The organism is Enterococcus sp. SB12 (assembly GCF_030910025.2).
GTDB lineage: Bacteria > Bacillota > Bacilli > Lactobacillales > Enterococcaceae > Enterococcus_B > Enterococcus_B faecium.
Map to the genome: position 1 here is coordinate 760,798 of NZ_CP175675.1, position 23,773 is coordinate 784,570.

The following is a 23,773-nucleotide window of genomic DNA, read 5'->3' on the forward strand; positions in this document are numbered from 1 at the left end:
AGGTGAGATGAATGGGTGCTTCATTAAATGAAATCAAGACACGTATCGCTTCAACGAAAAAAACGAGCCAAATCACGCGGGCAATGCAGATGGTGTCTGCTTCTAAGTTGACAAAATCTGAAGCTTCTTCACAGAAGTTTCAGGTTTATGCAACAAAAGTAAGAGAAATCGTTACGCATTTGACTGCTACTCAGTTAAATGATATTGCCTCAGAAAATCCTAGAGGGGATATCAATTACAACAGCATGCTGCTCAGCCGTCCTGTTAAGAAAACTGGTTATATCGTCATCACTGCAGATGGCGGTTTAGTCGGTGGATATAACAGCTCGATATTGAAACAAACGATGTCTATTTTAGAAGAAGACCACCAATCACCCGATGATTACGTGATGATCGCAATTGGCGGAACTGGTGCAGACTTCTTTAAAGCACGCGGTATCAATCTAGCATATGAGCTGCGCAATCTATCTGATCAGCCAAGCTTTGATGAAGTCCGCAAAATCGTAAATATGGCAACAACTATGTACCAAAACGAAGTATTTGATGAATTATACGTATGTTATAACCATCATATCAATTCGCTAACTAGTCAGTTTCGTGTAGAAAAAATGCTGCCAATCTCAGACTTAGATCCAGAAGAAGCAACTACTTTCGAACAAGAATATATTTTTGAACCTTCAAAAGAAGAAATCTTGTCTCATTTATTGCCTCAGTATGCTGAAAGTTTGATCTACGGTGCGATCGTTGACGCCAAAACAGCAGAACATGCTGCTGGTATGACAGCAATGAAAACAGCAACTGATAATGCTGCTAATATCATTGATGAGCTGACGGTTTCTTACAACCGTGCAAGACAAGGGGCTATTACCCAAGAAATTACCGAAATTGTTGCCGGAGCTTCGGCACTAGAATAGTATTGAGATTGGAGGAAAAAAGATGAGTTCAGGCAAGATTGTTCAAGTAATCGGTCCCGTTGTCGACGTGGAATTTTCTTTAGACCAATCCTTACCAGATATCAACAACGCATTAGTTGTTTATAAAAATGACGAAAATAAATCAAAAGTTGTTCTTGAAGCAGCGTTAGAATTAGGGGACGGAGTGATCCGGACCATTGCGATGGAATCAACAGATGGTTTACAAAGAGGAATGGAAGTCATTGATACAGGCAAAGCAATCTCTGTTCCTGTAGGTAAAGAAACATTAGGTCGCGTATTCAACGTACTAGGAGATACGATCGACTTAGAAACACCTTTCCCAGAAGATGCGGAAAGAAGCGAAATTCATAAAAAAGCACCAGCCTTTGACGAATTAAGTACAAGTACAGAAATTTTGGAAACAGGGATCAAAGTTATCGATTTGCTTGCCCCATATTTAAAAGGTGGGAAAGTCGGACTATTCGGTGGTGCCGGTGTTGGTAAAACCGTACTGATCCAAGAACTGATCCATAATATCGCCCAAGAACATGGTGGTATTTCTGTATTTACCGGTGTAGGTGAACGTACTCGTGAAGGTAATGACTTGTATTATGAAATGAAAGATTCAGGAGTTATCGAAAAAACAGCCATGGTGTTCGGACAAATGAACGAACCACCAGGTGCACGTATGCGTGTTGCTTTGACTGGTTTGACGATTGCGGAATATTTCCGTGATGTAGAAGGTCAAGATGTACTGTTGTTTATCGACAACATTTTCCGTTTCACTCAAGCTGGATCTGAAGTATCAGCCTTGTTAGGACGGATGCCTTCTGCGGTTGGTTATCAACCAACATTGGCAACAGAAATGGGTCAATTGCAAGAACGTATCACATCTACGAAAAAAGGTTCGATCACATCGATCCAAGCAATCTATGTGCCAGCCGATGACTACACTGACCCGGCGCCGGCAACAGCATTCGCTCATTTGGATGCGACAACCAACTTGGAACGTAAATTAACAGAACAAGGGATTTATCCAGCGGTAGATCCATTGGCTTCTTCTTCAAGTGCTTTAGCACCTGAAATCGTGGGAGAAGAACATTATAAAGTAGCAACAGAAGTCCAACACGTATTGCAACGATATCGTGAATTACAAGATATCATTGCTATCTTAGGTATGGATGAATTATCCGATCAAGAAAAAGTGTTAGTTTCTCGTGCCCGCAGAGTCCAATTCTTCTTGTCACAAAACTTTAACGTGGCTGAACAATTTACTGGTCTTCCAGGTTCATATGTCCCTGTAGAAGAAACAGTGAAAGGATTCCGCGAAATCTTGGAAGGCAAATACGATGATCTTCCTGAAGAAGCTTTCCGAAGTGTTGGCCGAATCGAAGACGTCGTAGAAAAAGCGAAAACACTAGGCTACTAGAAAGGGGTGCCCCATGGATCAATATTTAACAGTAAATGTGGTAACTCCTGCCGGTTTGGTCTATGATCACCACGCAGCTATCGTCGTTGCACGTACGACAGCTGGTGAGCTTGGGATTTTGCCTAAACATGCACCAATCATCGTTCCATTGACGATTGATGAAGTTCGTGTAAAACGAACAGATTCAGATACCCATGTCGATTGGATCGCTGTTAATGGCGGAATCATGGAAGTTCGTGATAATGTTGTTTCAATCGTTGCTGATAGTGCGGAACGTGAACGTGATATCGATGTATCTCGTGCGGAACGTGCAAAACAACGTGCAGAACGCCAAATCGAAGAAGCAAAAGCAAAACAAGATACGAACGAATTGAAACGGGCAACTGTTGCGTTGCACCGAGCAATCAATCGTATCAAAGTATCTAAGCACTCATAAAATGAGATGCGGATGTTTATCCGTGTTTAAGAACAGTAAAAAGAGGTTATGACAGAAGTGGTCAGCTTCAAGACATAAGAAGGAATTTACGAAAAATTGCTTCTCAAATTTTTGTGAAATCTCAGCTTATTTTTCGAAGAAGCTACTTCTGGAACACCGTATATCAGAGGTTGTGAAAAAGCTGCCCTGCATCAAGTAATAAGAACAGCTAAACAAAAATAGCTCCTTATATTTTTCGTTTGGTTGGACTTATTACCGCAGATGCAAGCTTTTGAATACCGTTTATTGAGAGGTTGTGAAAAAGTCGCTTAGTTTCGAGTATTAAGAAAAATTTTGTGAAAATGGCTTTCCACATTTTTGCATAAATTTGGCTTAATACCGAGAAACTGGCTTTTGAATACCGTTTACCAAGAGGTTATGAAATCAGCGTCCTGAACTGAGTATTAGAGAAAAGAACGGAAAAATAGCTCCTCATATTTTGCCGTTTTTTGAGCTAATACCGAGGGTCAGATGATTGAACACCGTTTATTTGGAATAAGGGACTGCGACAAGACTTTTGTCTCAGTCCCTTTTTTTGCATATTTTTAGCATTTATTTCCTAAAAAATGTAAGGGGATTCCTATATTTTTAAGTATACTTGTTTTTCCTTTTATACATTTTATGGTATTATCATTTTATTAGTTATTATAAAACAATCGTTAGAAAGGACGTCATTATGCAAGTATACGGAATTGATGCGGTGCTTCGAATCGTGAGTCATTTGGCGTTTATCTACTTAGCCTTCTGGTCTTTACGTTCGTTACGCATTGAAACTTTTTTCAGACCAATGCATAATACGCAAATTAGAATGGCAATCGTACTTTTTTCAATTTTTTTAGGGTACACTGCAAGTAATTTTTTCTTAGAAGTTATCGCTTTATGCCGAAACCTTTTCGTTAGCCTGTAAATTTTAAAAAAAGGTACTATTTTAAAAGCAAGGATGTTATAATAGAAAAGATTTTGAGTAAGTGTATGCTCATTGGAATTTTTTGGAGGGAACAACATGGAAGAGATCATCGTAAGAGGTGGCAATCAATTAAATGGAACAGTAAGAATTGAAGGAGCTAAAAATGCTGTTTTGCCTATTTTAGCTGCTAGTTTGTTAGCAGAAGAAGGTATTACGACATTAGACAACGTTCCGATTCTTTCTGATGTCTTCACTATGAATCAAGTGATTCGTCACTTAAACGTAGATGTAGATTTTGATGAACAAAAGAATCAAGTAACAATCGACGCTTCAAGACAATTAGAAATCGAAGCGCCTTATGAGTATGTTAGTCAAATGCGTGCTTCAATCGTTGTGATGGGTCCGCTACTTGCCAGAAATGGACATGCAAAAGTAGCTATGCCTGGTGGATGTGCGATTGGTAAACGACCAATCGATTTGCATTTAAAAGGATTTCAAGCTTTAGGAGCAAAAATTATTCAAAAAAACGGCTATATCGAAGCAATTGCGGATGAATTGATCGGTAACACGATTTATTTAGATTTCCCTAGTGTAGGTGCTACTCAAAATATCATGATGGCTGCTGTAAAAGCAAAAGGAACAACCATCATTGAAAACGTAGCTCGCGAACCAGAAATCGTTGATTTAGCAAACATTTTGAATAAAATGGGCGCTCAAGTCTATGGAGCTGGTACTGAAACAATGCGTATTGAAGGCGTGGATCATTTACATGCAGTCAACCACTCAATCGTACAAGATCGTATCGAAGCAGGTACCTTTATGGTTGCTGCTGCAATGACACAAGGCAATGTGCTGATTGCAGATGCTATCTCTGAACATAACCGCCCATTGATTTCTAAATTGATCGAAATGGGTGCAGAAATCATTGAAGAAGAAGGCGGAGTCCGTGTCATCGGACCAAAACATATCTTACCTACAGATGTAAAAACGATGCCTCATCCTGGTTTCCCTACAGATATGCAAGCTCAAATGACAGCTATCCAATTAGTTGCAGAAGGTACAAGTGTAGTGACTGAAACAGTGTTTGAAAATCGTTTCCAACATTTAGAAGAGATGCGCCGTATGAACGCTCATGTCAAAATCGACGGAAATGTAGCAATCATGGATGGAAACCATGAATTGCAAGGTGCAGAAGTATATGCAACAGACTTGCGGGCAGCAGCAGCATTAGTTTTAGCTGGCTTGAAAGCAAATGGAATCACACGTGTGCGTAACTTGAATTATCTAGACCGTGGATATTATAATTTCCATATCAAACTACAGCAATTAGGTGCAGACGTTGAACGTGTAGACATGGATCAAACTTCTGCTGAAAAAACAGCACAAACGATTGCTTAAGGAAGTGGCTGAATGAGTAACCAACGATATATCTTATTAACTTTGATAAAGATTTTAGTGGTGATCTTATTGCTTATCCTTCTTTTTGTGGCCGGAACGATGATCGGATATGGTGTCATCGGTGGCGGCAATCCATTTAAAGTATTTCAGCCAAGTTTGTGGATTCATATTCGAGACTTTTTTCATTGATAAATAAGAATCACAGTGGTTCTAGTCGATATGAAGTGAGCCATGAAGCAGAACATGATAAAAGAAAACAGAAGGGAACGTTGACGTTAGTCGCGATCCCTTTTTTTAGTAAAAGAAAAGAAGGAATCTAATTGATGAAGAAGATATTGATTTATTTAGTTAGAGGATATCAGCGCTTTATTTCGCCTGCATTTCCACCTAGCTGCCGTTATTACCCAACCTGTTCCAATTATATGATAAAAGCAATTCAAACCCATGGTGCGCTAAAAGGGACGGTAATGGGGACTGCACGGATCTTACGCTGTCATCCTTTTGTCAAAGGCGGTATCGATTATGTACCATTGACATTCCAATTAACGCGAAATAAGAAAGATAAAAAAGAACCAGATTATAAAAAGGTTGTGAAAAATACGGGTAGCACTGAGCGATAAAGAAAAAGAGGAAATTTATTGTCAAAGTAACAACTCCGCAACTACTTATATGGGGGACAAAAAATGATCGAAGAACTAAACAAGAAAGATTTACCATGGTCCTTGTTATTAGATGCAGATCCTGATAAAGAAAAAGTTCAAGTATATGTTTCCAGAGGGAGTGGCTGGATATGGAAAGAAAAAGAAAAAACAATAGGTGTACTGATCTATGTGGCAAGGGAAAAAGAATACGAAATCGTCAATGTAGCAGTAGCCCCAAAGTATCAAGGAAAGGGGATTGGCGGAAAATTACTTGAGACAGCTTTTCAGAAGCTTTCACAACTCGCTTCCAGTCAAACTCAGATCATCATACGAACCGGCAGTACTAGCAGTGCGGCGTTACATCTCTATCAAAAAATGGGCTATGTGGAGATTGGTCGAGTCAAAGACTATTTTATCCATCATTACTCTGAGCCCATTTTTGAAAATGGAGATCAATTAAGGGATCAAGTGATTTTAGCAATTCACTTACCTAAAAATAGCTTTAACTAATAAAATTTCAATTCAAGAAAATGCTTTCAAATGCTAAATAGATACATTACAATAGCTTTAGCAAACAAAAAGGAGAATATTTTTATGGGAATATTAGTTTTTGATTTTGGTGGATCGGCTGTCAAATATGGTTGTTGGGATGGCAAAGAGATTAAAGGTAAGGGACAATTTGCAACGCCTGAATCTTGGGAAGAAATGAAAGCGCGATTATTTCAAGTTTATAAAAAAATACTCGTTTCTTTTGAAGTCGAAGGAATTGGAATCAGCTCTCCTGGAGTAGTGAATAATGAGAAACAGGTGATTGAGGGAATCAGTGCGATCCCTTATATTCATGGATTTAATATTTTCCGAGATTTGGAAACTCTGTTTCAACTCCCAGTAACGATTGAAAATGACGCCAACTGTGCCGGAATGGCTGAATTTTATGAAGGTGCTGCCCGTGATTATCAAGATGTTGCTTTTGTTGTGGCAGGAACTGGGATTGGCGGGTCGTTGTTCACGAAAGGACAAATCAATAAAGGGGCACATCTTTACGGTGGAGAATTTGGGTTGATGTTCTTAAATGGCGATAAGACATTCAGTAAACTTGGTACAGCGGTACAGATGGCTTGGCGTTATTGTGAACGCAAAGGTCTCGATAAAAATTCTTATACCGGAAAAGATGTCTTTGAATTAGCAGAAACTGGAGATGCAATAGCAAAAGAAGAAGTTGAGAGTTTTTATACGTATCTTACAAAGGGATTATTCAGTATTCAATTTTCGTTTGATCCAGAAGTGATCGTATTAGGCGGCGGGGTTTCTGCAAAAGAAGGGCTCATTGATGAGATCAAAAGCCGAATGAAGAAGCTGACAGAACAATTCGATCTGCATGATTTCGAACCGCAGATTTTATTATGTGAATACAGAAACGATGCTAATCTTGTAGGTGCAGCAGCAAACTATCTCGCTGTACGTCAAGGGGAGAATTAAGAGCTTTAGAGAAGGTGCAGCTTGCATAAAAGAAGTGAATGAAATGAATAGGAGATTTTTACCTAAGGAATGTTTTATTTGCTGCAGTATGATAAAATATCTGAGAGGTGAAAATGATGTCAAAAAAAAATAAAGATATTGAAGTGCGTATAGAAGAAGTGAAAAAAGATATCAAAGGTAAGAATTATGAAGTCACTCAGTTATTTATAGGGAAAAAAATGATTGGTGAGATCTTAGCCTATGGGCCAAAAGAATATGAAATTTTCTTTGGTGAAGAAGATTTTGGAAAAGAAAAAAGTCTTGAAAATGCGATAGAAACAGTGATTCGACACTGGAATCTGCACGAATAAAAAAATATCAAAAAAACTTTCAATAAAGGGTTGCAAAAATCTGGAAAATTAGGTATTATAACTAAGTCAGGTTGATACAAACCTTTCGGAGGAGTAGCGAAGTGGCTAAACGCGACGGACTGTAAATCCGTTCCTTAGGGTTCAGTGGTTCGAATCCACTCTCCTCCATTTCATTGGGGTATAGCCAAGCGGTAAGGCAAGGGACTTTGACTCCCTCATGCGTTGGTTCGAATCCAGCTACCCCAGTATACCACAATCGTAAGCTCTCGTTAGTTCGAGAGCTCTTTTTTTTGCTTTACTACCTTGTTCCTTGAAGATTCTGCTGATTTAAGATAGAGTTAAGTTAACTACAAGAATTGGAGGGATCCACATGAAATGGAAAGAAAAAGTAGACGAAGCAGCTGAAAAGTTATATGATTTGGTCAAATCAGAAAAATACAATATTGAAGTGAATATTCCGAAAAAAGGCGGAAAAGCGGTCCAGGTAAAATCAAAACGCCCAACGAATCATACAAAAAAATGGATGGCTAAAAACCGCTAATAATAACAAAAGATCCATAAGTCGGCATTTTCATCGATTTTAGGGTCTTTTGTTATTTTCTAGGTTGGACATATCTAAAAAATTGTTTCTGACAATAGGAGTAGGAAGAACGATGTGTGTCTAAATCCTCTGTTGATGGATAGAAACCTTTATCTTTTTCAGTTGTGAATCAGGTATATACCAGTTATAATAGAAGAAACGAAAGGACGGGTGTACGTTATGTCGAATCAATTACCTGTATATATACAGATTCATGACCAATTAAAAAATGAAATCGAACAAGGTATATGGAAAGTCGGAGACCGTCTTCCTTCAGAAAGAGAATTAGCAGTGAAATTCAATGTCAGCCGTATGACGTTGAGACAAGCAATTCAAAACTTGGCAGATGAAGGAATCTTAGAAAGAAAGATCGGTTCGGGTACATATGTTGCGCGAGAAAAAGTACAAGAAAAAATGTCTGGTGCAACAAGTTTTACAGAAATTATGGAATCGCAAAATCGAGTACCGTCTAGTCGGACAATCTCTTATTTCTTGACTTCGCCAAGCTCAAGTGAAATGGAAAAACTAAACTTGAGTAAAGATGACACGATCTTGCGAATGGAACGTATTCGTTTCGCAGATGATGTCCCTATTTGTTTTGAAGTTGCCAGTGTGCCACAAAAGCTGATCGATGGCTACAGCAAAGCAGAGATTACTGAATCGTTGTATCGCACGCTAGAAGAAAAAGGCGGGAAAAAGATCGGTCCAGCGAATCAAACGATTACTGCTGTGTTGGCTTCTGAGAAAATTGCTGACTATTTAGAGGTAAAACGAGGAGATGCAGTTCTTCGTTTGCGCCAGATTTCTTATTTTGAAGACGGTACGCCGTTTGAGTATGTGCGTACGCAATACGTAGGAAATCGTTTTGAGTTTTATTTGGAAAAATAAAAAACAGGTGATCCCTGATTCCTTATTAGAAATAAAAGAGAATCAGAATCACCTGTTTTTATATATGATCAGTTACCAGTTGCTCGTGATAAGAAACAGGACCCTCTTCAAATTGGACTTGTCCGTTCAGCAGCTCAATGATGGATTCTTTAAAGTGGTCAGCACTTTTTTCATCTACAGCACAGATGACGCTAACTTGATCAGTATATTGGATTTCTTTTATAAAAAAATGTTGGAGTTCAAGATAATTCTGTAATTTTCCTAGTTGCGGATACGTGATCATCACAGAGATCTCCTGTTGCAAGGTACCTTCTACGATTCCAATGTCAGACAATGCTTGAGAGACCGCATGAGTGTATGCTCGTATTAACCCGCCTGTGCCGAGTTTCGTTCCTCCAAAATATCGAGTGACTACTGCAGCTACATTGATCAGTTGATTTTTTTTGAGGACTTCCAACATCGGTACGCCCGCCGTTCCACTTGGTTCTCCATCATCGCTGCTTCGCTGGATTTCATTTTTTTCTCCAATGATGAAGGCGCTGCAGTTATGGTTCGCTTTCCAATGTTCTTTTTTTATTTCTTGAATGAAACTTTTTGCTTCGTCCTCTGATTCTATTCGTCTAAGAGAACAGATAAATCGTGATTTTTTGATCTCAATCTCACTTTGTCCATTTTCTTTTATTGTACGATAGCGCTCGATCATCTTGTCACCTCTTTTTTTCATTTTCTTTATTCAGTATAAATAAAGTTCTAGGTTGTTTCAACACTGTAACGGTTGCGCAATTGCTGTAGTATGCGATAATAAAGACAAAGGCAGGTGGATCTGGGGATGCAGGAACGAATGAAAAAGTACGATGCAATTACGCATTATTTGAAGAACAATGGCGGCTCTCAAGTAACGTTGACCTTTACCCAATTTGACGAACTGCTGTTTCCCAGTAACGGACTTCCCAAAACAGCAAGGGAAAGTACAGATTGGTGGGCAAATGATTATAAACACCCTGAAAAAGGTGCCTATGGCTGGATAAATGCAGGCTATGAAGTAGTTGTCATCAATTTGGACAAAGAATATGTCGTGTTCAATAAATTAGTGAAATCTAGTTGGCTATTTGATTAAATAAACCGCGTTTAGAAAACGTTGACAAAATTCTTTCTTTTTATATAATAGAGTAACAGACGCGAAGAAAACGTTTGCGTAGTTTGTTTTAAAAAGGAGAGAAAAGTATGGCTAAAAAAACAATCATGCTTGTATGTTCGGCTGGTATGAGCACAAGTTTACTAGTAACAAAAATGCAAAAAGCTGCTGAAGCAAAAGGAATCGACTCGGATATTTTCGCTGTGTCCGCTTCTGACGCAGATAACAATCTTGCAAATAAAGACGTGGATGTGTTGTTATTAGGCCCACAAGTTCGCTTTATGAAAGCTGATTTTGAGAAACGTCTGGAACCAAAAGGCATTCCTTTAGATGTCATCAATATGGCTGATTATGGTATGATGAATGGCGAAAAAGTGTTAGATCAAGCAATCACGCTCATAGGTGAATAAATAGAACAGTATAACTATCGAACAAGCGATCCAAAAAATAGATCGCTTGTTTTTTCGTATATTTTTTTAGGGCGAATAATATGAATCATTTTTGGGGTAGAAGGCTTCTGACGAGAGATATTAAAGCAATAGACTGTGAGGAGGTAAATTTACCAAATTATGAGAAGATCGCAGCAGTGGAACGTTTGGGCAACTGGATTCTTTGTCATCGCTGTGGAATGAGGACGTCCGTCATTGATGGACAGCTTGCAGATTACGGTTATTTTTGTACACATTGTCTATATTTAGGGCGATGCGACACTCAACAAGATTTATATTTGTTTGATCAGCCTGAAGCAAAACCTCGAGAAGTCGTCTTTTTTTGGACAGGACAGCTTACTGAAAAACAAACGGAAATCTCAAAGAGAATACTTTGCCATTCAGAAAAAAGACATCATCTTATTTGGGCTGTAATAGGCGCAGGGAAAACAGAGATGCTTTATCCTATTTTAGTGGAAACTTTAAAAGCTGGAGGAAGAGTAGCGATTTGTACACCGCGAGTCGATGTTTGTAATGAATTGTTTTTACGCTATCGTTATGTTTTTCCAGAAGAAAAAATCACGTTGCTCCATGGGAATACAGCAACGGCTTATACCTTTACTTCTTTTGTTATCTGTACGATTCATCAGCTATACCGTTTTTATCGGTCCTTTGATTTAATAGTGATCGATGAGATCGATGCGTTTCCTTATAACGAGGATGCAGGATTAGCTCATGCTGTGCAAACAGCGATTAAACCAGACGGACGATTCATCTACTTAAGCGCCACACCTGATAAAAAGTTACTAAAGGAAATCAAGCAAACGTTTGACATCCACAAACTTGCTTTACGCTTTCATCGACGTTTGCTTCCTGAACCCGTCTTGGTTTTCATGAATAATTGGCGACAAAAATGCAAGAACAAGAAGAAGATAAAATCTTTGGTGCGGATCATTCATCAATTAATTAAAGAAAACCATATCCTTTTATTTTGTCCAAGTATCACGATGATGCATCGTTTGAAAGCCACACTTCAAGAGGCTCTTCCGAGATATGAGATCACAGATGTTTCTTCAAGAGACAATCAGCGGGCGGAAAAAGTCCAGAAAATGCGAGAAGCAAAATATGACATACTGTTAACCACGATGATTCTTGAACGTGGAGTCACATTTGAAAGAATATCCGTTATCGTTTTAGGAGCGGATCATCCGGTTTTTACTAAATCTTCTTTGGTACAAATCGCAGGAAGAGCCGATCGTAAAGGGCCTTATACGAACAGTCAAGTATATTTTTTCTATGAAGAAAAAACTGCAGCTATTCGAAAAGCTTGTCAGGAAATCAAAGAAATGAATGAAGAAGGGAAGAAGATGCTGTGAGGTGCAGTTGCTGCAGTAAAGATATCGTCCAAAATTTAACATTCAGCGAGATTATTGGTGTTTCGAAATACAGATTACCTCAGACTTGTTCAGTTTGTCGCGCACAATTTCATTTATTGGAAACAAGAGGCTGTTCTGGCTGTCAAAAACCAATCCATTTCAATCTAGAGAGTACGGAAAAGAAAGTAAAGTCTATTCCCGTTTACTGCAGTGACTGTCAAGAATGGAAGAAGAAATATCCGGCCTATGATTTTCAGCACCGTGCCTTTTTTGTGTACGATGAAAATATGAAGGCCTGGCTCAATCAATACAAGTTTATGGGAGATATCCGACTAGCAGGCACCTTTGCATATAAATGGACGCAGATAAAAAAAGAATACCCGACATACATCTATTGTCCAATACCTTTATCTGAAAAAAGGCGAACAGAAAGAGGATTCAATCAAGTAAGCGAGATGTTGAAAGCAGCAAGAATTCCTTTTCAGATGCTACTCAAAAGAGAGAAGCATCTGCTGGCTCAAGCAAAAAACACGCGAAAGGAAAGATTGGAGATGCCTCAACCTTTTGAACTTGCAGTCACCTTTTCTAAGATACAAAATAAAAAAATATTGATTATTGATGATGTCTATACAACAGGACAGACTCTTTTCCACGCAGCAGATTGTTTGCAGGTCGCACAGCCGAAAATCATCCGAACTATTTCTTTGGCGAGATGAATTAGATGTGGAAATTTGATAGCGATTTAATTTGCAAATAACCTAGAGTTCGATATAATAGAATTAAGAAGAGGGAAAGAGTGGTCCTTCTCCTTCTTGATTGTGGTAGACGAAAGGGGTAATTTTTATGTTTAGATATAATGTACGCGGCGAAAATATCGAAGTAACTGAAGCGATTCGCGACTACGTTGAGAAAAAAGTAGGCAAACTAGAACGCTATTTCAGTGACGCACCCGATGCAACGGCGCATGTGAACTTAAAAGTTTATACAGAAAAAACAGCAAAAGTGGAAGTAACGATCCCATTACCTTATCTTGTATTACGTGCCGAAGAAACTTCTCCAGATTTATACGCAAGTATCGATTTGGTTGTTGACAAATTGGAACGCCAAATCCGCAAATTCAAAACAAAAATTAATCGTAAATCCCGTGAAACGGGCATGAATACTGCAGATGCTGCTGCTTTATTCAATGAAGAGGACGAAAACGAAAATGATTCTGAATTAGATATCGTACGTACGAAACGCCTTTCATTGAAACCAATGGATAGTGAAGAAGCAGTCTTGCAAATGAACATGCTGGGACATAACTTCTTTATTTTTGAAGATGCAGAAACAAATGGTACAAGTATCGTTTACCGCCGTAAAGATGGAAAATACGGACTGATTGAAACAGACTGATCAGCCTTACTTAAATAACAACGAAAACTTGCAGCAGCTACTGACAGCTGCCGCAAGTTTTTTTGAGTTTCCTCCTCTTTTAGATGAAATATGAATAAATTATGAAGTTCTTACTTTAATACGCTTAAGATATTTCAATTATCTATAACTAATGATAAAATGAAAAGTAAAGTCTACATAGTCTGGATAATACACAGAAGGAAAAGGAGATTACACAACGCATGGCCAATTTGATTCGTTCACTTATCGAAAACGATAAGAAAGAACTAAAACGTTTAGATAGCATTGCAAAAAAAGTTGAAGCATACGCTGACCAAATGGCAGCATTAACTGATGAACAATTACAGGCAAAAACTGCTGAATTCAAGGGCAGATACCAAAAAGGAGAAACATTAGATCAATTACTTCCGGAAGCTTTTGCAGTCGTCCGAGAAGCAGCAAAACGTGTATTGGGGTTATATCCATACCACGTACAATTGATGGGTGGAATCGTGCTTCACGATGGAAATATCCCTGAAATGCGTACTGGTGAAGGTAAAACCTTGACTGCGACGATGCCAGTATATCTGAATGCTCTGACTGGCGAAGGGGTCCACGTAGTTACCGTCAATGAATATTTAGCAACCCGTGACTCAACGGAAATGGGCGAACTTTATAATTTCTTAGGATTAACAGTGGGGTTGAATATCAACTCAAAATCTTCGGATGAAAAACGCGAGGCTTATAATTGTGATATCACTTATAGTACGAATAATGAATTAGGATTTGACTACTTGAGAGACAATATGGTCGTTTACCGCCATCAAATGGTACAACGTCCGCTGAATTATGCCATTGTCGATGAAGTTGATTCAATCTTGATTGATGAAGCGAGAACGCCGCTGATCATTTCAGGGCAAGCAGAAAAATCCACAGCTTTATATACAAGAGCAGACAACTTCGTGAAACGTTTGAAAGAAGAAGAAGATTATAAAATCGATGTACAATCAAAAACAATCAGTTTAACCGAAGCAGGGATCGAAAAAGCAGAAGAAACATTCGGTTTGGATAACTTATACGACATTGAAAATACTGCATTGACCCATCACTTGGATCAAGCATTGAGAGCCAACTATATCATGCTTTTAGATATCGATTATGTTGTCCAAGACGGAAAAGTACTGATTGTTGACCAGTTCACTGGTCGGATCATGGATGGACGCCGTTATTCAGATGGACTTCACCAAGCAATCGAAGCTAAAGAAGGCGTAGAGATCGAAGACGAAACGAAAACCATGGCGACGATCACTTTCCAGAACTATTTCCGTATGTACAAGAAACTTGCGGGAATGACTGGTACAGCTAAAACAGAAGAAGAAGAATTCAGAGAAATTTATAACATCCAAGTATACCAGATTCCGACAAATCGTCCGGTTATCCGTGATGATCGTCCAGATTTGCTTTACCCAACATTACAAAGCAAGTTCCATGCTGTCGTACAAGATATCAAAGATCGCTACCGCAAAGGACAGCCTGTGTTAGTCGGAACTGTTGCGGTTGAAACATCTGAGTTATTATCAGATATGCTGAATCAAGAACGTATTCCTCATGAAGTGCTGAATGCGAAAAATCACTTTAAAGAAGCAGAGATCATCATGAATGCTGGTCAAAAAGGTGCTGTGACGATTGCTACCAACATGGCTGGTCGGGGAACAGATATCAAGTTAGGACTTGGGGTAAGAGAACTTGGTGGTCTAGCAGTTATCGGGACAGAACGACATGAATCTCGTCGTATCGATAACCAGCTTCGAGGACGTGCAGGACGTCAAGGAGACCCTGGTATGTCACAATTCTACTTGTCATTGGAAGATGATTTGATGAAACGATTCGGTTCAGAACGAATCAAAGCTTTCTTAGATCGGATGAATATCGGTGAGGAAGATGCTGTTATCCAAAGCAAGATGCTAACGAAACAAGTAGAATCTGCACAAAAACGTGTAGAAGGAAATAACTATGACACACGTAAAAACGTCTTACAATACGATGATGTGATGCGTGAACAACGTGAAGTAATCTATAAACAGCGACAAGAAGTAATCATGGAAGAAAAAAGCTTATCCAAGCCACTAATGAACATGGTCAAACGGACAATCAGTCGTGTAGTAGATGCGCATACACAATTAGAGAAAGAAAATTGGAATTTGGAAAGTATCATCGATTTTGCCGGCAGTACTCTTGTCCATGAAGATAGTATTACTCTTGCAGATATCGAAGGAAAAACAGCTCAGGAGATCAAAGAGTATCTAAACGAACGAGCACAAGAAGTATTTAATACCAAAGCGGCTCAACTAAATGGTCCAGAGCAATTGTTGGAATTTGAAAAAGTCGTGATCTTGCGTGTTGTGGACTCTAAATGGACAGACCATATTGATGCAATGGATCAATTACGTCAGTCAATCGGCTTACGTGCTTATGGACAGAATAATCCATTAGTCGAATATCAAACAGAAGGCTATAAGATGTTTGAAGATATGGTAGGCGCCATCGAGTATGAAGTCACTCGAATCTTTATGAAAGCTGAGATCCGTCAAAACGTACAGCGTGAACAGGTTTCTCAAGGAACAGCTTCTCACTCAGAAGACGGAGATGCCAAAGAAAATAGTAATACTAGCGCGAAAAAACAGCCAATCCATGTGAACAAGGTCGGAAGAAATGATCCTTGTCCTTGTGGAAGCGGGAAAAAATATAAGAACTGTCATGGAAAAAATGCAAACTAATTTCTGACAGCAGGATTGGTGAGACAAATTCTTTTTTTAAGAATTCGTCTCACCTTCTTTCTGTTATTTGCTGATTCTGTTAGACTAGATATAATGAAAAAAGTATAGTGAAAGAAGGAAAAAACATGGAAATATCCGAAATTCGAAATCTCCTGACAGAAATGCAGGAAAAGGTCACAAGTTTCAGGAGGTCTCTTTGACTTAGATCAGCTGGAAGAAGACATCGCGGAAGCAGAAGCAAAAATGGCTGAACCTGGTTTTTGGGATGACAGCGAAGCCGCACAAAAAGTGATCAGCGAAAATAACGCTAATAAAGAAACCTATGACCAATTCCATTCTCTTGCCGAAGAACTAGAAGAAATCGAATTGATGGTGGAGATGCTGCAAGAAGAACCTGATGCAGCAATGCAGGAAGAAGCAGAAACACGTATCAATGCATTAGATGAAAAAATGAAGACGTATGAATTATCTATGCTGTTAGACGGACCTTATGATCGAAACAATGCGATCGTCGAATTGCATCCAGGGGCTGGCGGAACGGAGTCCCAAGACTGGGGCAGCATGCTTTTACGTATGTATACACGTTGGGCAGAGCAGCATGGCTATCAAGTAGAAACACTAGATTATCAAGCAGGTGATGAAGCAGGGATCAAGAGTGTGACCCTGCTGATTAAAGGACACAACGCTTTTGGTTATCTAAAATCAGAAAAAGGTGTTCATCGCCTTGTACGGATTTCGCCTTTTGACTCAGCGAAACGACGTCATACTTCTTTTTGTTCGGTAGATGTGATGCCAGAGCTTGATGAAACGATCGATATAGAAATCAATCCAGATGATTTGAAAATCGATACGTACCGAGCAAGTGGTGCAGGTGGTCAGCACATCAATAAAACAGAATCTGCTGTACGGATCACTCACTTGCCTACAGGAACAGTAGTAGCTAGTCAGGCACAACGTTCACAATTGAAAAACCGTGAGCAAGCGATGGGGATGTTAAAAGCTAAGCTTTATCAATTAGAAGTGGAAAAGAAAGAACAAGAAGCAGCTGCACTTCGAGGAGAACAAAAAGAAATCGGCTGGGGTTCACAGATCCGTTCTTATGTTTTCCATCCCTATTCTATGGTAAAAGACCATCGGACAAACGTAGAGACAGGAAATGTCCAAGCAGTTATGGACGGTGACCTTGATTTATTTATTGACGGCTATTTAAAAATGCATCTACAATAAGAACTCATTGTTAAATTGAAATAAAATTGTAAGATTTTGCAAGCATGTTGAAACATTGCCATGCTATAATAGCTAAAGACTGAAAAAGATATGGAGAGAACGCCATGATTGAAATGAAGGATGTAATGAAGAAGTACTCAAATGGTACGACCGCTATCCGCAATCTCTCGATTGTCATCGAACAAGGAGAGTTTGTCTATGTGGTTGGTCCGTCTGGAGCCGGTAAATCTACATTCATCAAATTGATGTATCGAGAAGAAAAAGCTTCAAAAGGAACTTTGAACGTCGCAGGTCATGATCTAATAGCAATCAAAAACCGCGAAGTTCCTTATCTACGCAGAGAAATCGGCGTGGTGTTCCAAGACTATAAATTATTACCAAGAAAAACAGTATATGAAAATGTTGCGTACGCTATGCAAGTTATCGGCAGAAAACCTCGAGATATCAAAAAACGAGTAATGGAAGTGCTGGACCTTGTTGGTTTGAAACACAAAGTTCGAGTCTTTCCTAGCGAATTATCCGGTGGGGAACAGCAACGTGTCTCTATTGCTCGGGCAATCGTGAATACGCCTAAAGTACTTATCGCGGATGAACCGACAGGAAATCTGGATCCAGAAAACTCATGGGAAATCATGAAATTATTAGATCGGATCAATGCCCAAGGAACTACTGTCGTGATGGCTACACATAACAGTACGATCGTAAATACGATTCGGCACCGAGTAATTGCTATCGAAAACGGCCGCATTATTCGAGATCAAGCGGAAGGGGAATATGGATACGATGATTAGAACCTTTTTCCGCCATTTATTAGAAAGTATCAAGAGTTTGAAACGTAACGGCTGGATGACAGTTGCTTCAGTCAGTGCGGTAACGATCACGTTGACTTTAGTCGGTGTATTCATGGCAGTTATCATGAATGCAACTAAATTAGCTCAGGATATAGAAGGAAACGTTGATGTATCTGTATTCGTAGATATCGGTACAAAAGACGAAGAGATGAAAAAGCTAGAAAAAGAATTGAATGACTTAGATCATGTTAAAAAAGTTGAATTTTCAAGCAAAGAACAGGAATTGAAAAAAATCCAAAACGAAATGGGTGATTCCTGGAAATTATTTGAAGGTGACAATAACCCGTTATATGATGTGTATGTAGTAAGTGCTACTGATCCTTCTTATACAAAACAAGTAGCAGAAGAAGCAGCAGATTTGAAGAATGTTTCTCGTTCTGATTACGGTGGAGCTTCCTCAGATCGGATTTTCCAAATCGCTGGTGCAGTTCGGACATGGGGATTAGTTGCAGCGGCATTGCTGCTGTTCGTAGCGATGTTTCTCATTTCGAACACGATTCGGATCACGATTTTGTCTAGACAGCGTGAAATTCAAATCATGCGTTTAGTCGGTGCAAAAAATGGATATATTCGCTGGCCGTTTTTCCTTGAAGGTGGCTGGATCGGTCTGATCGGTGCGATTCTTCCGATTTTGATCATCACATTTGGTTATGCATGGTTTTTCCAATTGATCAATCCATCATTATTACGTTCCCATTATTCATTGATTCATCCACAAAATATCGTTTGGAAAATCAATCTTTTAATGGTCGGCATTGGTGTGATCATTGGTTCACTTGGCTCGATCATTTCTATGAGACGTTTCTTGAAATTCTAATACCACAATATAAATAAAATGAGAAAGTTGGACAGTTTCGTTCCAGCTTTCTTTTTTTATTGGCTAGGAGAATAGAAGGAAGCGGCTTTTTTCCCTTTACTTTAAAAAACAACTTGGGTATTCTTAAGTTGGTAGAAGAAGAGGTGAAGCCGTGAAAATTATCGTTGACAATTTTTTTACGATCCTTTTGATTATGAATATTTTGCTTTCCTTTATCATCGTTTTTCGAGAAAGAAAGGAAACTGCTCAAACATGGGCATGGCTGCTCGTTTTGATGTTCATTCCAGTTGTAGGATTTATTTTATATATTTTTTTAGGAAGAGGGATTTCCAAAGAGAAAATCTTTGATTTGAAGATCCAAGGGAAAATCGGTAAGAACCTGGAAATTGAAGAAGACAAACAGGCATTGATGCGAGGGCTTTATCCTCATCCGCCTACTGGACAAGTAGATGTGAAACAATTGATCTATATGCTCACGGTATTTGAAAGTACGCTCTATACGACTAAAAATGAAATCACTTTATTTACAGATGGTCGTGAAAAATTCGATGCGCTGATTGAAGATATCAAGCAGGCAGAAGACCATATCCACTTCCAGTATTATATTTATCGCAGTGATGCATTAGGTGAAGAAGTTCGAGATGCATTGACAGAGGCGGCAAGACGAGGGGTAAAAGTCAGAGTCCTTCTTGATGCATGGGGTTCCACACAAGTTTCTTCCAGCTTTTTTCAGAATTTGAAAAAAGCAGGCGGAGAAGTCGCATTTTTCTTTCCTCTATTTGTTCCGTATATTAATCCTCGGATCAATTATCGCAATCATCGTAAAATCGTAGTTATTGATGGGAAAATCGGATATACAGGTGGGTTCAATGTTGGAAATGAATATCTAGGATTGGTAAAGAAATTTGGTTATTGGCGAGACAATCATTTGCGTATTTACGGAGAAGCGGTGTATACCTTGCAAAACCGTTTTTTGATGGACTGGAATTCTCAGCATACAAAAGAAGTAGGCTATTCTCCCAAATTTTTTCCGTCCATTCACACTACTGGTGATATAGCTGTTCAAATCGTGACAAGCGGACCAGATACCGAACATGAACAAATCAAAATGACTTATTTGAAAATGATTTCGTTAGCCAAACGGGAGATATTGATCCAAACGCCTTATTACATACCGGATGGATCGATTCATGAAGCACTGAAGTTGGCTCTTCTTTCAGGCGTAAAAGTTCATATCCAAATACCTAACAAACCAGATCATCTTCTCGTTTACTGGGCAACGTATTCTTTCGCTGCAGAGCTGATCGAGTATGGAGCAAGGATCGAAACATATGAGAATGGATTTATTCATGCAAAGACGATGATTATCGATGGTGGCATTGTTTCAGTTGGCTCAGCAAATATCGATGTTCGTTCATTTCGCTTAGACTTTGAGGTCAATACACTGGTTTATGATGAACGAATGGCTTCACGTGTAAGAAAAGCTTTTTTTGAAGACTCGAAAATTTCTACGCATCTCACAAAAGAAATGTATGAAAACCGAGGAATAATCATCAAGATGAAAGAAGGATTAGCAAGATTGATTTCGCCGCTCCTTTAAAACATAAAAAGGACATGAGAACCATCAACAGATGGAGATCTCGTGTCCTTTTCTAACGGGGCCATTTCTGAGAGTACGTCAGAAATGGAGAAAGCGTCTCGCATGAGCGAAATTAACTTTGGGGTATCTCTTGTTTTTTGGGGAAAGCAAGAAATAAGCTAATATATGCTATTAAAAGAGACACATTTCAAAGCCAGTATAGCATAGAAACTTTTAATGAGATAGTTTTTTTTACAATTATGAGAATTTATTTTGTTATTTAATGATTTTGATTCGTTTTCATCAAGTAATGAAAATGATAAAATAAACATACTTTAGGATTAAAGGAGATTTCTAATGAAAAAACTTAAATTATTCTTACCAATAATAGGATTAGCCATTCTTTTATCAGGCTGTTCAAAGTGGATTGATCGAGGAGAATCCATTACGGCTGTTGGCTCTTCTGCTTTACAGCCTTTAGTAGAAACAGTTGCTGAAACTTACCAGACAGAAAATCCTGGAAAATTCATCAATGTACAAGGGGGCGGAAGCGGAACTGGTTTGTCTCAAGTACAGTCAGGAGCAGTCGACATCGGAAACTCTGATTTGTTTGCGGAAGAAAAATCGGGGATCGATGCCTCAGCATTAGTCGATCATCGAGTAGCAGTTGTTGGGATCACTCCTATTGTGAACAAGGATATTGGCGTAAAAGACATCAGTATGGAAAACCTGAAAAAACTATTTACAGGCGAGATCAAAAACTGGAGTGAAGTCGGTGGAAAAGATCAGCCAGTAGTTATATTGAACCGCGCTTCAGGAAGCGGAACCCGTAGCACGTTTGAAAAATGGGTATTGGACGGAGAAACAGCTGTTCAGGCACAAGAACAAGATTCAAGCGGAATGGTGCGCCAGATCGTTGCCGACACACCCGGTGCAATCAGCTATGTTGCTTTTTCTTATGTTTCCGATGATGTAGATACGTTGAATGTTAACGGTGTAGAACCGACAGATGAAAATGTGACAACGAACAAATGGACGATTTGGGCATATGAGCATATGTACACAAGAGATCATCCAAAAAAACTGACAAAAGAATTTTTAGACTATATCTTATCTGATGAAGTACAAGATAACATCGTTGGAGAACTAGGTTATATCCCTGTTTCTCATATGAAAGTCGAACGTGATTGGCAAGGAAATATCGTTAAAGAGTAATCTTTACACAAAATTTACAAACTTAGCTAAACTTTTACATGTTATTAAAACCAAATTGATGTTCAATTTGTACACTGAGTGAGTATGTTAAACCTGATTAAGGGGGAGTCATCTGTGGAAGATGTGAAAAAAGTATTATTAACAAAATCAAAACGTTCAAAAATGGAACAGCGTGGAAAATTCATCAGTTTTTTATGTATCGCGCTGATCGTGTTGGTTGTATTATCTATTTTTTATTTTGTAGCTAGTAAAGGATTGGCCACCTTTTTTACTGATAAGATCAATGTATTTGATTTTCTGTTTGGTACAGATTGGAATCCAAGCCAAATCGGAGCAAATGGGAAACCAATGGTAGGGGCATTGCCTATGATCACAGGTTCGTTTATTGTGACCTTTTTATCTGCTATCGTTGCCACGCCATTTGCCATTGGTGCAGCAGTATTCATGACGGAGATCTCTCCTAAAAACGGAACGAAGATCTTACAGCCGGTCATCGAGCTGCTTGTAGGTATTCCTTCTGTCGTTTATGGTTTTATCGGTTTATCAGTTATCGTGCCTTTTGTCAGAAGTATTTTTGGCGGGACAGGGTTTGGTATCTTAGCTGGTACATTTGTGTTGTTCGTTATGATCTTGCCGACTGTCACAACGATGACTATTGATGCATTAAAGGCAGTACCACGGCACTATCGGGAAGCTTCATTAGCGCTTGGTGCCACAAGATGGCAAACAATCTACAAAGTCGTGCTACGAGCAGCCGTGCCCGGGATTTTAACAGCAGTCGTTTTTGGTATGGCTCGTGCGTTTGGTGAAGCCTTAGCTATCCAAATGGTCATCGGTAATGCAGCATTGATGCCAACAGGACTTACTACTCCTGCTTCTACATTGACGTCCATCTTAACAATGGGAATCGGAAATACAATCATGGGAACAGTTGAAAATAATGTGTTATGGTCATTAGCGCTGATCTTGCTATTGATGTCATTATTCTTTAATATCGTGATCCGTATGATTGGGAAGAAAGGAGAGCTGAAATAATGAACGCAAAACGCTCAGATAAAATTGCTACAGGTGTTTTATATATAGTTTCGGGGATCATCGTATTGATTTTAGCAGCTTTACTACTTTATATCTTAGTTCGGGGAATACCGCACATTTCATGGTCCTTCTTGACCGAACCTTCCAAAGCCTACCAAGAAGGCGGTGGAATCGGGATCCAGCTATTTAACTCGATTTATTTGCTTTTGATCACGATGATCATCAGTTTTCCTATTTCTTTAGGTGCGGGTATCTATCTTTCAGAATATGCTGGAAAAAACTGGCTAACAGATGTGATTCGCACGTCGATTGAAATCTTGAGCTCGTTGCCTTCTGTCGTTGTCGGTTTATTCGGTTTCTTGGTTTTCGTTATTCAATTCCAGTATGGTTTCTCGATTATTTCTGGTGCATTGGCTTTGACTGTATTCAACTTGCCTCTTTTGACTAGAACAGTTGAGGAGTCTTTACAAGCGGTCCATTACACACAACGAGAAGCAGGATTGGCCTTAGGTTTGTCACGCTGGGAAACAGTGATGAAAGTGGTGGTTCCAGAAGCGACACCAGGGATTTTGACTGGTGTGATCCTAAGTTCTGGAAGAATTTTTGGTGAAGCAGCTGCATTGATCTATACGGCTGGACAAAGTGCACCTGCGTTAGATTTTACGAACTGGAATCCATTAAGTGTTTCAAGCCCGATCAGCATTTTCCGTCAAGCTGAAACATTAGCTGTCCATATTTGGAAGATCAATACAGAAGGCACGATGCCTGATGGTGTTTCTGTTTCGGCTGGCGCTTCTGCCGTGTTGATCATTGCTGTTTTACTGTTCAACTTCGGCGCTCGTGCGATTGGCAAACGATTATACCGAAAAATGACTTCAGCCTAAGGAGAAGAAGCAAA

General features: G+C 39.1%; 26 protein-coding genes and 2 tRNA genes. 27 read left to right on the forward strand and 1 reads right to left on the reverse strand.

The features are described from left to right. Nucleotides 1-11: 11 nt before the first annotated feature. The 14 genes from RBL01_RS03660 to RBL01_RS03725 all read left to right on the forward strand — a co-directional run bounded on the left by RBL01_RS03660 (nt 12) and on the right by RBL01_RS03725 (nt 9,061). On the forward strand, nt 12-914 hold the full coding sequence (locus tag RBL01_RS03660) for a F0F1 ATP synthase subunit gamma (protein WP_038809447.1): 903 nt from the start codon (nt 12-14) through the stop codon (nt 912-914). A 22-nt stretch (nt 915-936) separates the two neighbouring features. After that, complete coding sequence (gene atpD, locus RBL01_RS03665; protein ID WP_002289006.1) at nt 937-2,343, forward strand: F0F1 ATP synthase subunit beta; 1,407 nt, start codon at nt 937-939, stop codon at nt 2,341-2,343. A 13-nt stretch (nt 2,344-2,356) separates the two neighbouring features. Beyond that, complete coding sequence (locus RBL01_RS03670; RefSeq protein WP_002289005.1) at nt 2,357-2,779, forward strand: F0F1 ATP synthase subunit epsilon; 423 nt, start codon at nt 2,357-2,359, stop codon at nt 2,777-2,779. A gap of 715 nt (nt 2,780-3,494) precedes the next feature. Next, nucleotides 3,495-3,725, forward strand: coding sequence for a DUF1146 family protein (locus RBL01_RS03675; protein ID WP_002289004.1), 231 nt, complete (start codon nt 3,495-3,497; stop codon nt 3,723-3,725). Nucleotides 3,726-3,821: 96 nt separating this feature from the next. Next, nucleotides 3,822-5,123: a UDP-N-acetylglucosamine 1-carboxyvinyltransferase gene (gene murA, locus RBL01_RS03680; RefSeq protein WP_002289003.1), complete on the forward strand. Its 1,302-nt coding sequence runs from the start codon at nt 3,822-3,824 to the stop codon at nt 5,121-5,123. Between the two features lie 12 nt (nt 5,124-5,135). Beyond that, nucleotides 5,136-5,312, forward strand: a complete 177-nt coding sequence (locus tag RBL01_RS03685) for a DNA-directed RNA polymerase subunit beta (RefSeq protein ID WP_002292789.1) — start codon at nt 5,136-5,138, stop codon at nt 5,310-5,312. A 134-nt stretch (nt 5,313-5,446) separates the two neighbouring features. Next, nucleotides 5,447-5,743 carry a membrane protein insertion efficiency factor YidD gene (gene yidD / locus RBL01_RS03690; RefSeq protein WP_002331562.1) on the forward strand — a complete coding sequence of 99 codons (297 nt, stop codon included), beginning with the start codon at nt 5,447-5,449 and terminating at the stop codon, nt 5,741-5,743. 63 nt (nt 5,744-5,806) lie between these two features. Then, on the forward strand, nt 5,807-6,274 hold the full coding sequence (locus tag RBL01_RS03695) for a GNAT family N-acetyltransferase (protein ID WP_010778165.1): 468 nt from the start codon (nt 5,807-5,809) through the stop codon (nt 6,272-6,274). An 84-nt stretch (nt 6,275-6,358) separates the two neighbouring features. Beyond that, nucleotides 6,359-7,243, forward strand: coding sequence for an ROK family protein (locus RBL01_RS03700; protein ID WP_038810173.1), 885 nt, complete (start codon nt 6,359-6,361; stop codon nt 7,241-7,243). Nucleotides 7,244-7,356: 113 nt separating this feature from the next. Further along, complete coding sequence (locus RBL01_RS03705) at nt 7,357-7,593, forward strand: DUF2969 domain-containing protein (RefSeq protein WP_002316425.1); 237 nt, start codon at nt 7,357-7,359, stop codon at nt 7,591-7,593. 87 nt (nt 7,594-7,680) lie between these two features. Then, a tRNA-Tyr gene (locus tag RBL01_RS03710) sits at nt 7,681-7,761 on the forward strand. Between the two features lie 6 nt (nt 7,762-7,767). Continuing rightward, nucleotides 7,768-7,839, forward strand: a tRNA-Gln gene (locus tag RBL01_RS03715). A gap of 124 nt (nt 7,840-7,963) precedes the next feature. Beyond that, nucleotides 7,964-8,134, forward strand: a complete 171-nt coding sequence (locus tag RBL01_RS03720) for a hypothetical protein (protein ID WP_002294990.1) — start codon at nt 7,964-7,966, stop codon at nt 8,132-8,134. Nucleotides 8,135-8,353: 219 nt separating this feature from the next. Further along, complete coding sequence (locus RBL01_RS03725; RefSeq protein ID WP_002292782.1) at nt 8,354-9,061, forward strand: GntR family transcriptional regulator; 708 nt, start codon at nt 8,354-8,356, stop codon at nt 9,059-9,061. Between the two features lie 58 nt (nt 9,062-9,119). Here RBL01_RS03725 and RBL01_RS03730 read toward each other — a convergent pair whose 3' ends face one another. After that, on the reverse strand, nt 9,120-9,764 hold the full coding sequence (locus RBL01_RS03730) for a YigZ family protein (protein WP_002323820.1): 645 nt from the start codon (nt 9,762-9,764) through the stop codon (nt 9,120-9,122). Nucleotides 9,765-9,890: 126 nt separating this feature from the next. On the opposite strand from RBL01_RS03730, the gene RBL01_RS03735 reads away from it, so the two are divergent. From RBL01_RS03735 to pstA, 13 genes are all read left to right on the forward strand, one after another. Further along, nucleotides 9,891-10,178, forward strand: a complete 288-nt coding sequence (locus RBL01_RS03735) for a hypothetical protein (protein WP_002294988.1) — start codon at nt 9,891-9,893, stop codon at nt 10,176-10,178. 107 nt (nt 10,179-10,285) lie between these two features. Continuing rightward, nucleotides 10,286-10,606: a PTS sugar transporter subunit IIB gene (locus tag RBL01_RS03740; protein ID WP_002292778.1), complete on the forward strand. Its 321-nt coding sequence runs from the start codon at nt 10,286-10,288 to the stop codon at nt 10,604-10,606. 80 nt (nt 10,607-10,686) lie between these two features. Further along, nucleotides 10,687-12,000 carry a helicase-related protein gene (locus tag RBL01_RS03745; protein ID WP_010778163.1) on the forward strand — a complete coding sequence of 438 codons (1,314 nt, stop codon included), beginning with the start codon at nt 10,687-10,689 and terminating at the stop codon, nt 11,998-12,000. Continuing rightward, on the forward strand, nt 11,997-12,716 hold the full coding sequence (locus RBL01_RS03750; RefSeq protein ID WP_307780840.1) for a ComF family protein: 720 nt from the start codon (nt 11,997-11,999) through the stop codon (nt 12,714-12,716). The genes RBL01_RS03745 and RBL01_RS03750 overlap by 4 nt, the downstream gene beginning before the upstream one ends. A 127-nt stretch (nt 12,717-12,843) precedes the next feature. After that, entirely contained in the window at nt 12,844-13,395 is a 552-nt protein-coding gene (hpf, locus tag RBL01_RS03755) for a ribosome hibernation-promoting factor, HPF/YfiA family (protein ID WP_002294985.1), read from the forward strand. A gap of 221 nt (nt 13,396-13,616) precedes the next feature. After that, the gene (gene secA / locus RBL01_RS03760; protein ID WP_038809528.1) at nt 13,617-16,151 is read left to right on the forward strand and encodes a preprotein translocase subunit SecA; all 2,535 of its coding nucleotides are present in this window, start codon (nt 13,617-13,619) and stop codon (nt 16,149-16,151) included. 125 nt (nt 16,152-16,276) lie between these two features. Next, a protein-coding gene (prfB, locus tag RBL01_RS03765; RefSeq protein ID WP_096948712.1) for a peptide chain release factor 2 occupies nt 16,277-17,378 on the forward strand; the annotation gives its coding sequence in 2 pieces (ribosomal slippage) (nt 16,277-16,348 and nt 16,350-17,378; 1,101 coding nt in all). Between the two features lie 104 nt (nt 17,379-17,482). Then, nucleotides 17,483-18,169, forward strand: coding sequence for a cell division ATP-binding protein FtsE (ftsE, locus tag RBL01_RS03770; RefSeq protein WP_002292768.1), 687 nt, complete (start codon nt 17,483-17,485; stop codon nt 18,167-18,169). Continuing rightward, nucleotides 18,162-19,046, forward strand: coding sequence for a permease-like cell division protein FtsX (gene ftsX, locus RBL01_RS03775; protein WP_002294981.1), 885 nt, complete (start codon nt 18,162-18,164; stop codon nt 19,044-19,046). The genes ftsE and ftsX overlap by 8 nt, the downstream gene beginning before the upstream one ends. Nucleotides 19,047-19,197: 151 nt before the next feature. Further along, nucleotides 19,198-20,646, forward strand: coding sequence for a cardiolipin synthase (cls, locus tag RBL01_RS03780; protein WP_002300487.1), 1,449 nt, complete (start codon nt 19,198-19,200; stop codon nt 20,644-20,646). A 336-nt stretch (nt 20,647-20,982) separates the two neighbouring features. Beyond that, nucleotides 20,983-21,840, forward strand: coding sequence for a phosphate ABC transporter substrate-binding protein PstS (locus RBL01_RS03785; RefSeq protein WP_002292763.1), 858 nt, complete (start codon nt 20,983-20,985; stop codon nt 21,838-21,840). Between the two features lie 114 nt (nt 21,841-21,954). Further along, nucleotides 21,955-22,875 (forward strand): phosphate ABC transporter permease subunit PstC, encoded by a 921-nt coding sequence (pstC, locus tag RBL01_RS03790; protein ID WP_307780839.1) that lies wholly within the window; start codon nt 21,955-21,957, stop codon nt 22,873-22,875. Continuing rightward, nucleotides 22,875-23,759, forward strand: coding sequence for a phosphate ABC transporter permease PstA (gene pstA, locus RBL01_RS03795; RefSeq protein ID WP_002294978.1), 885 nt, complete (start codon nt 22,875-22,877; stop codon nt 23,757-23,759). Before pstC ends, pstA begins: the two co-directional genes overlap by 1 nt. Nucleotides 23,760-23,773 lie beyond the last annotated feature (14 nt).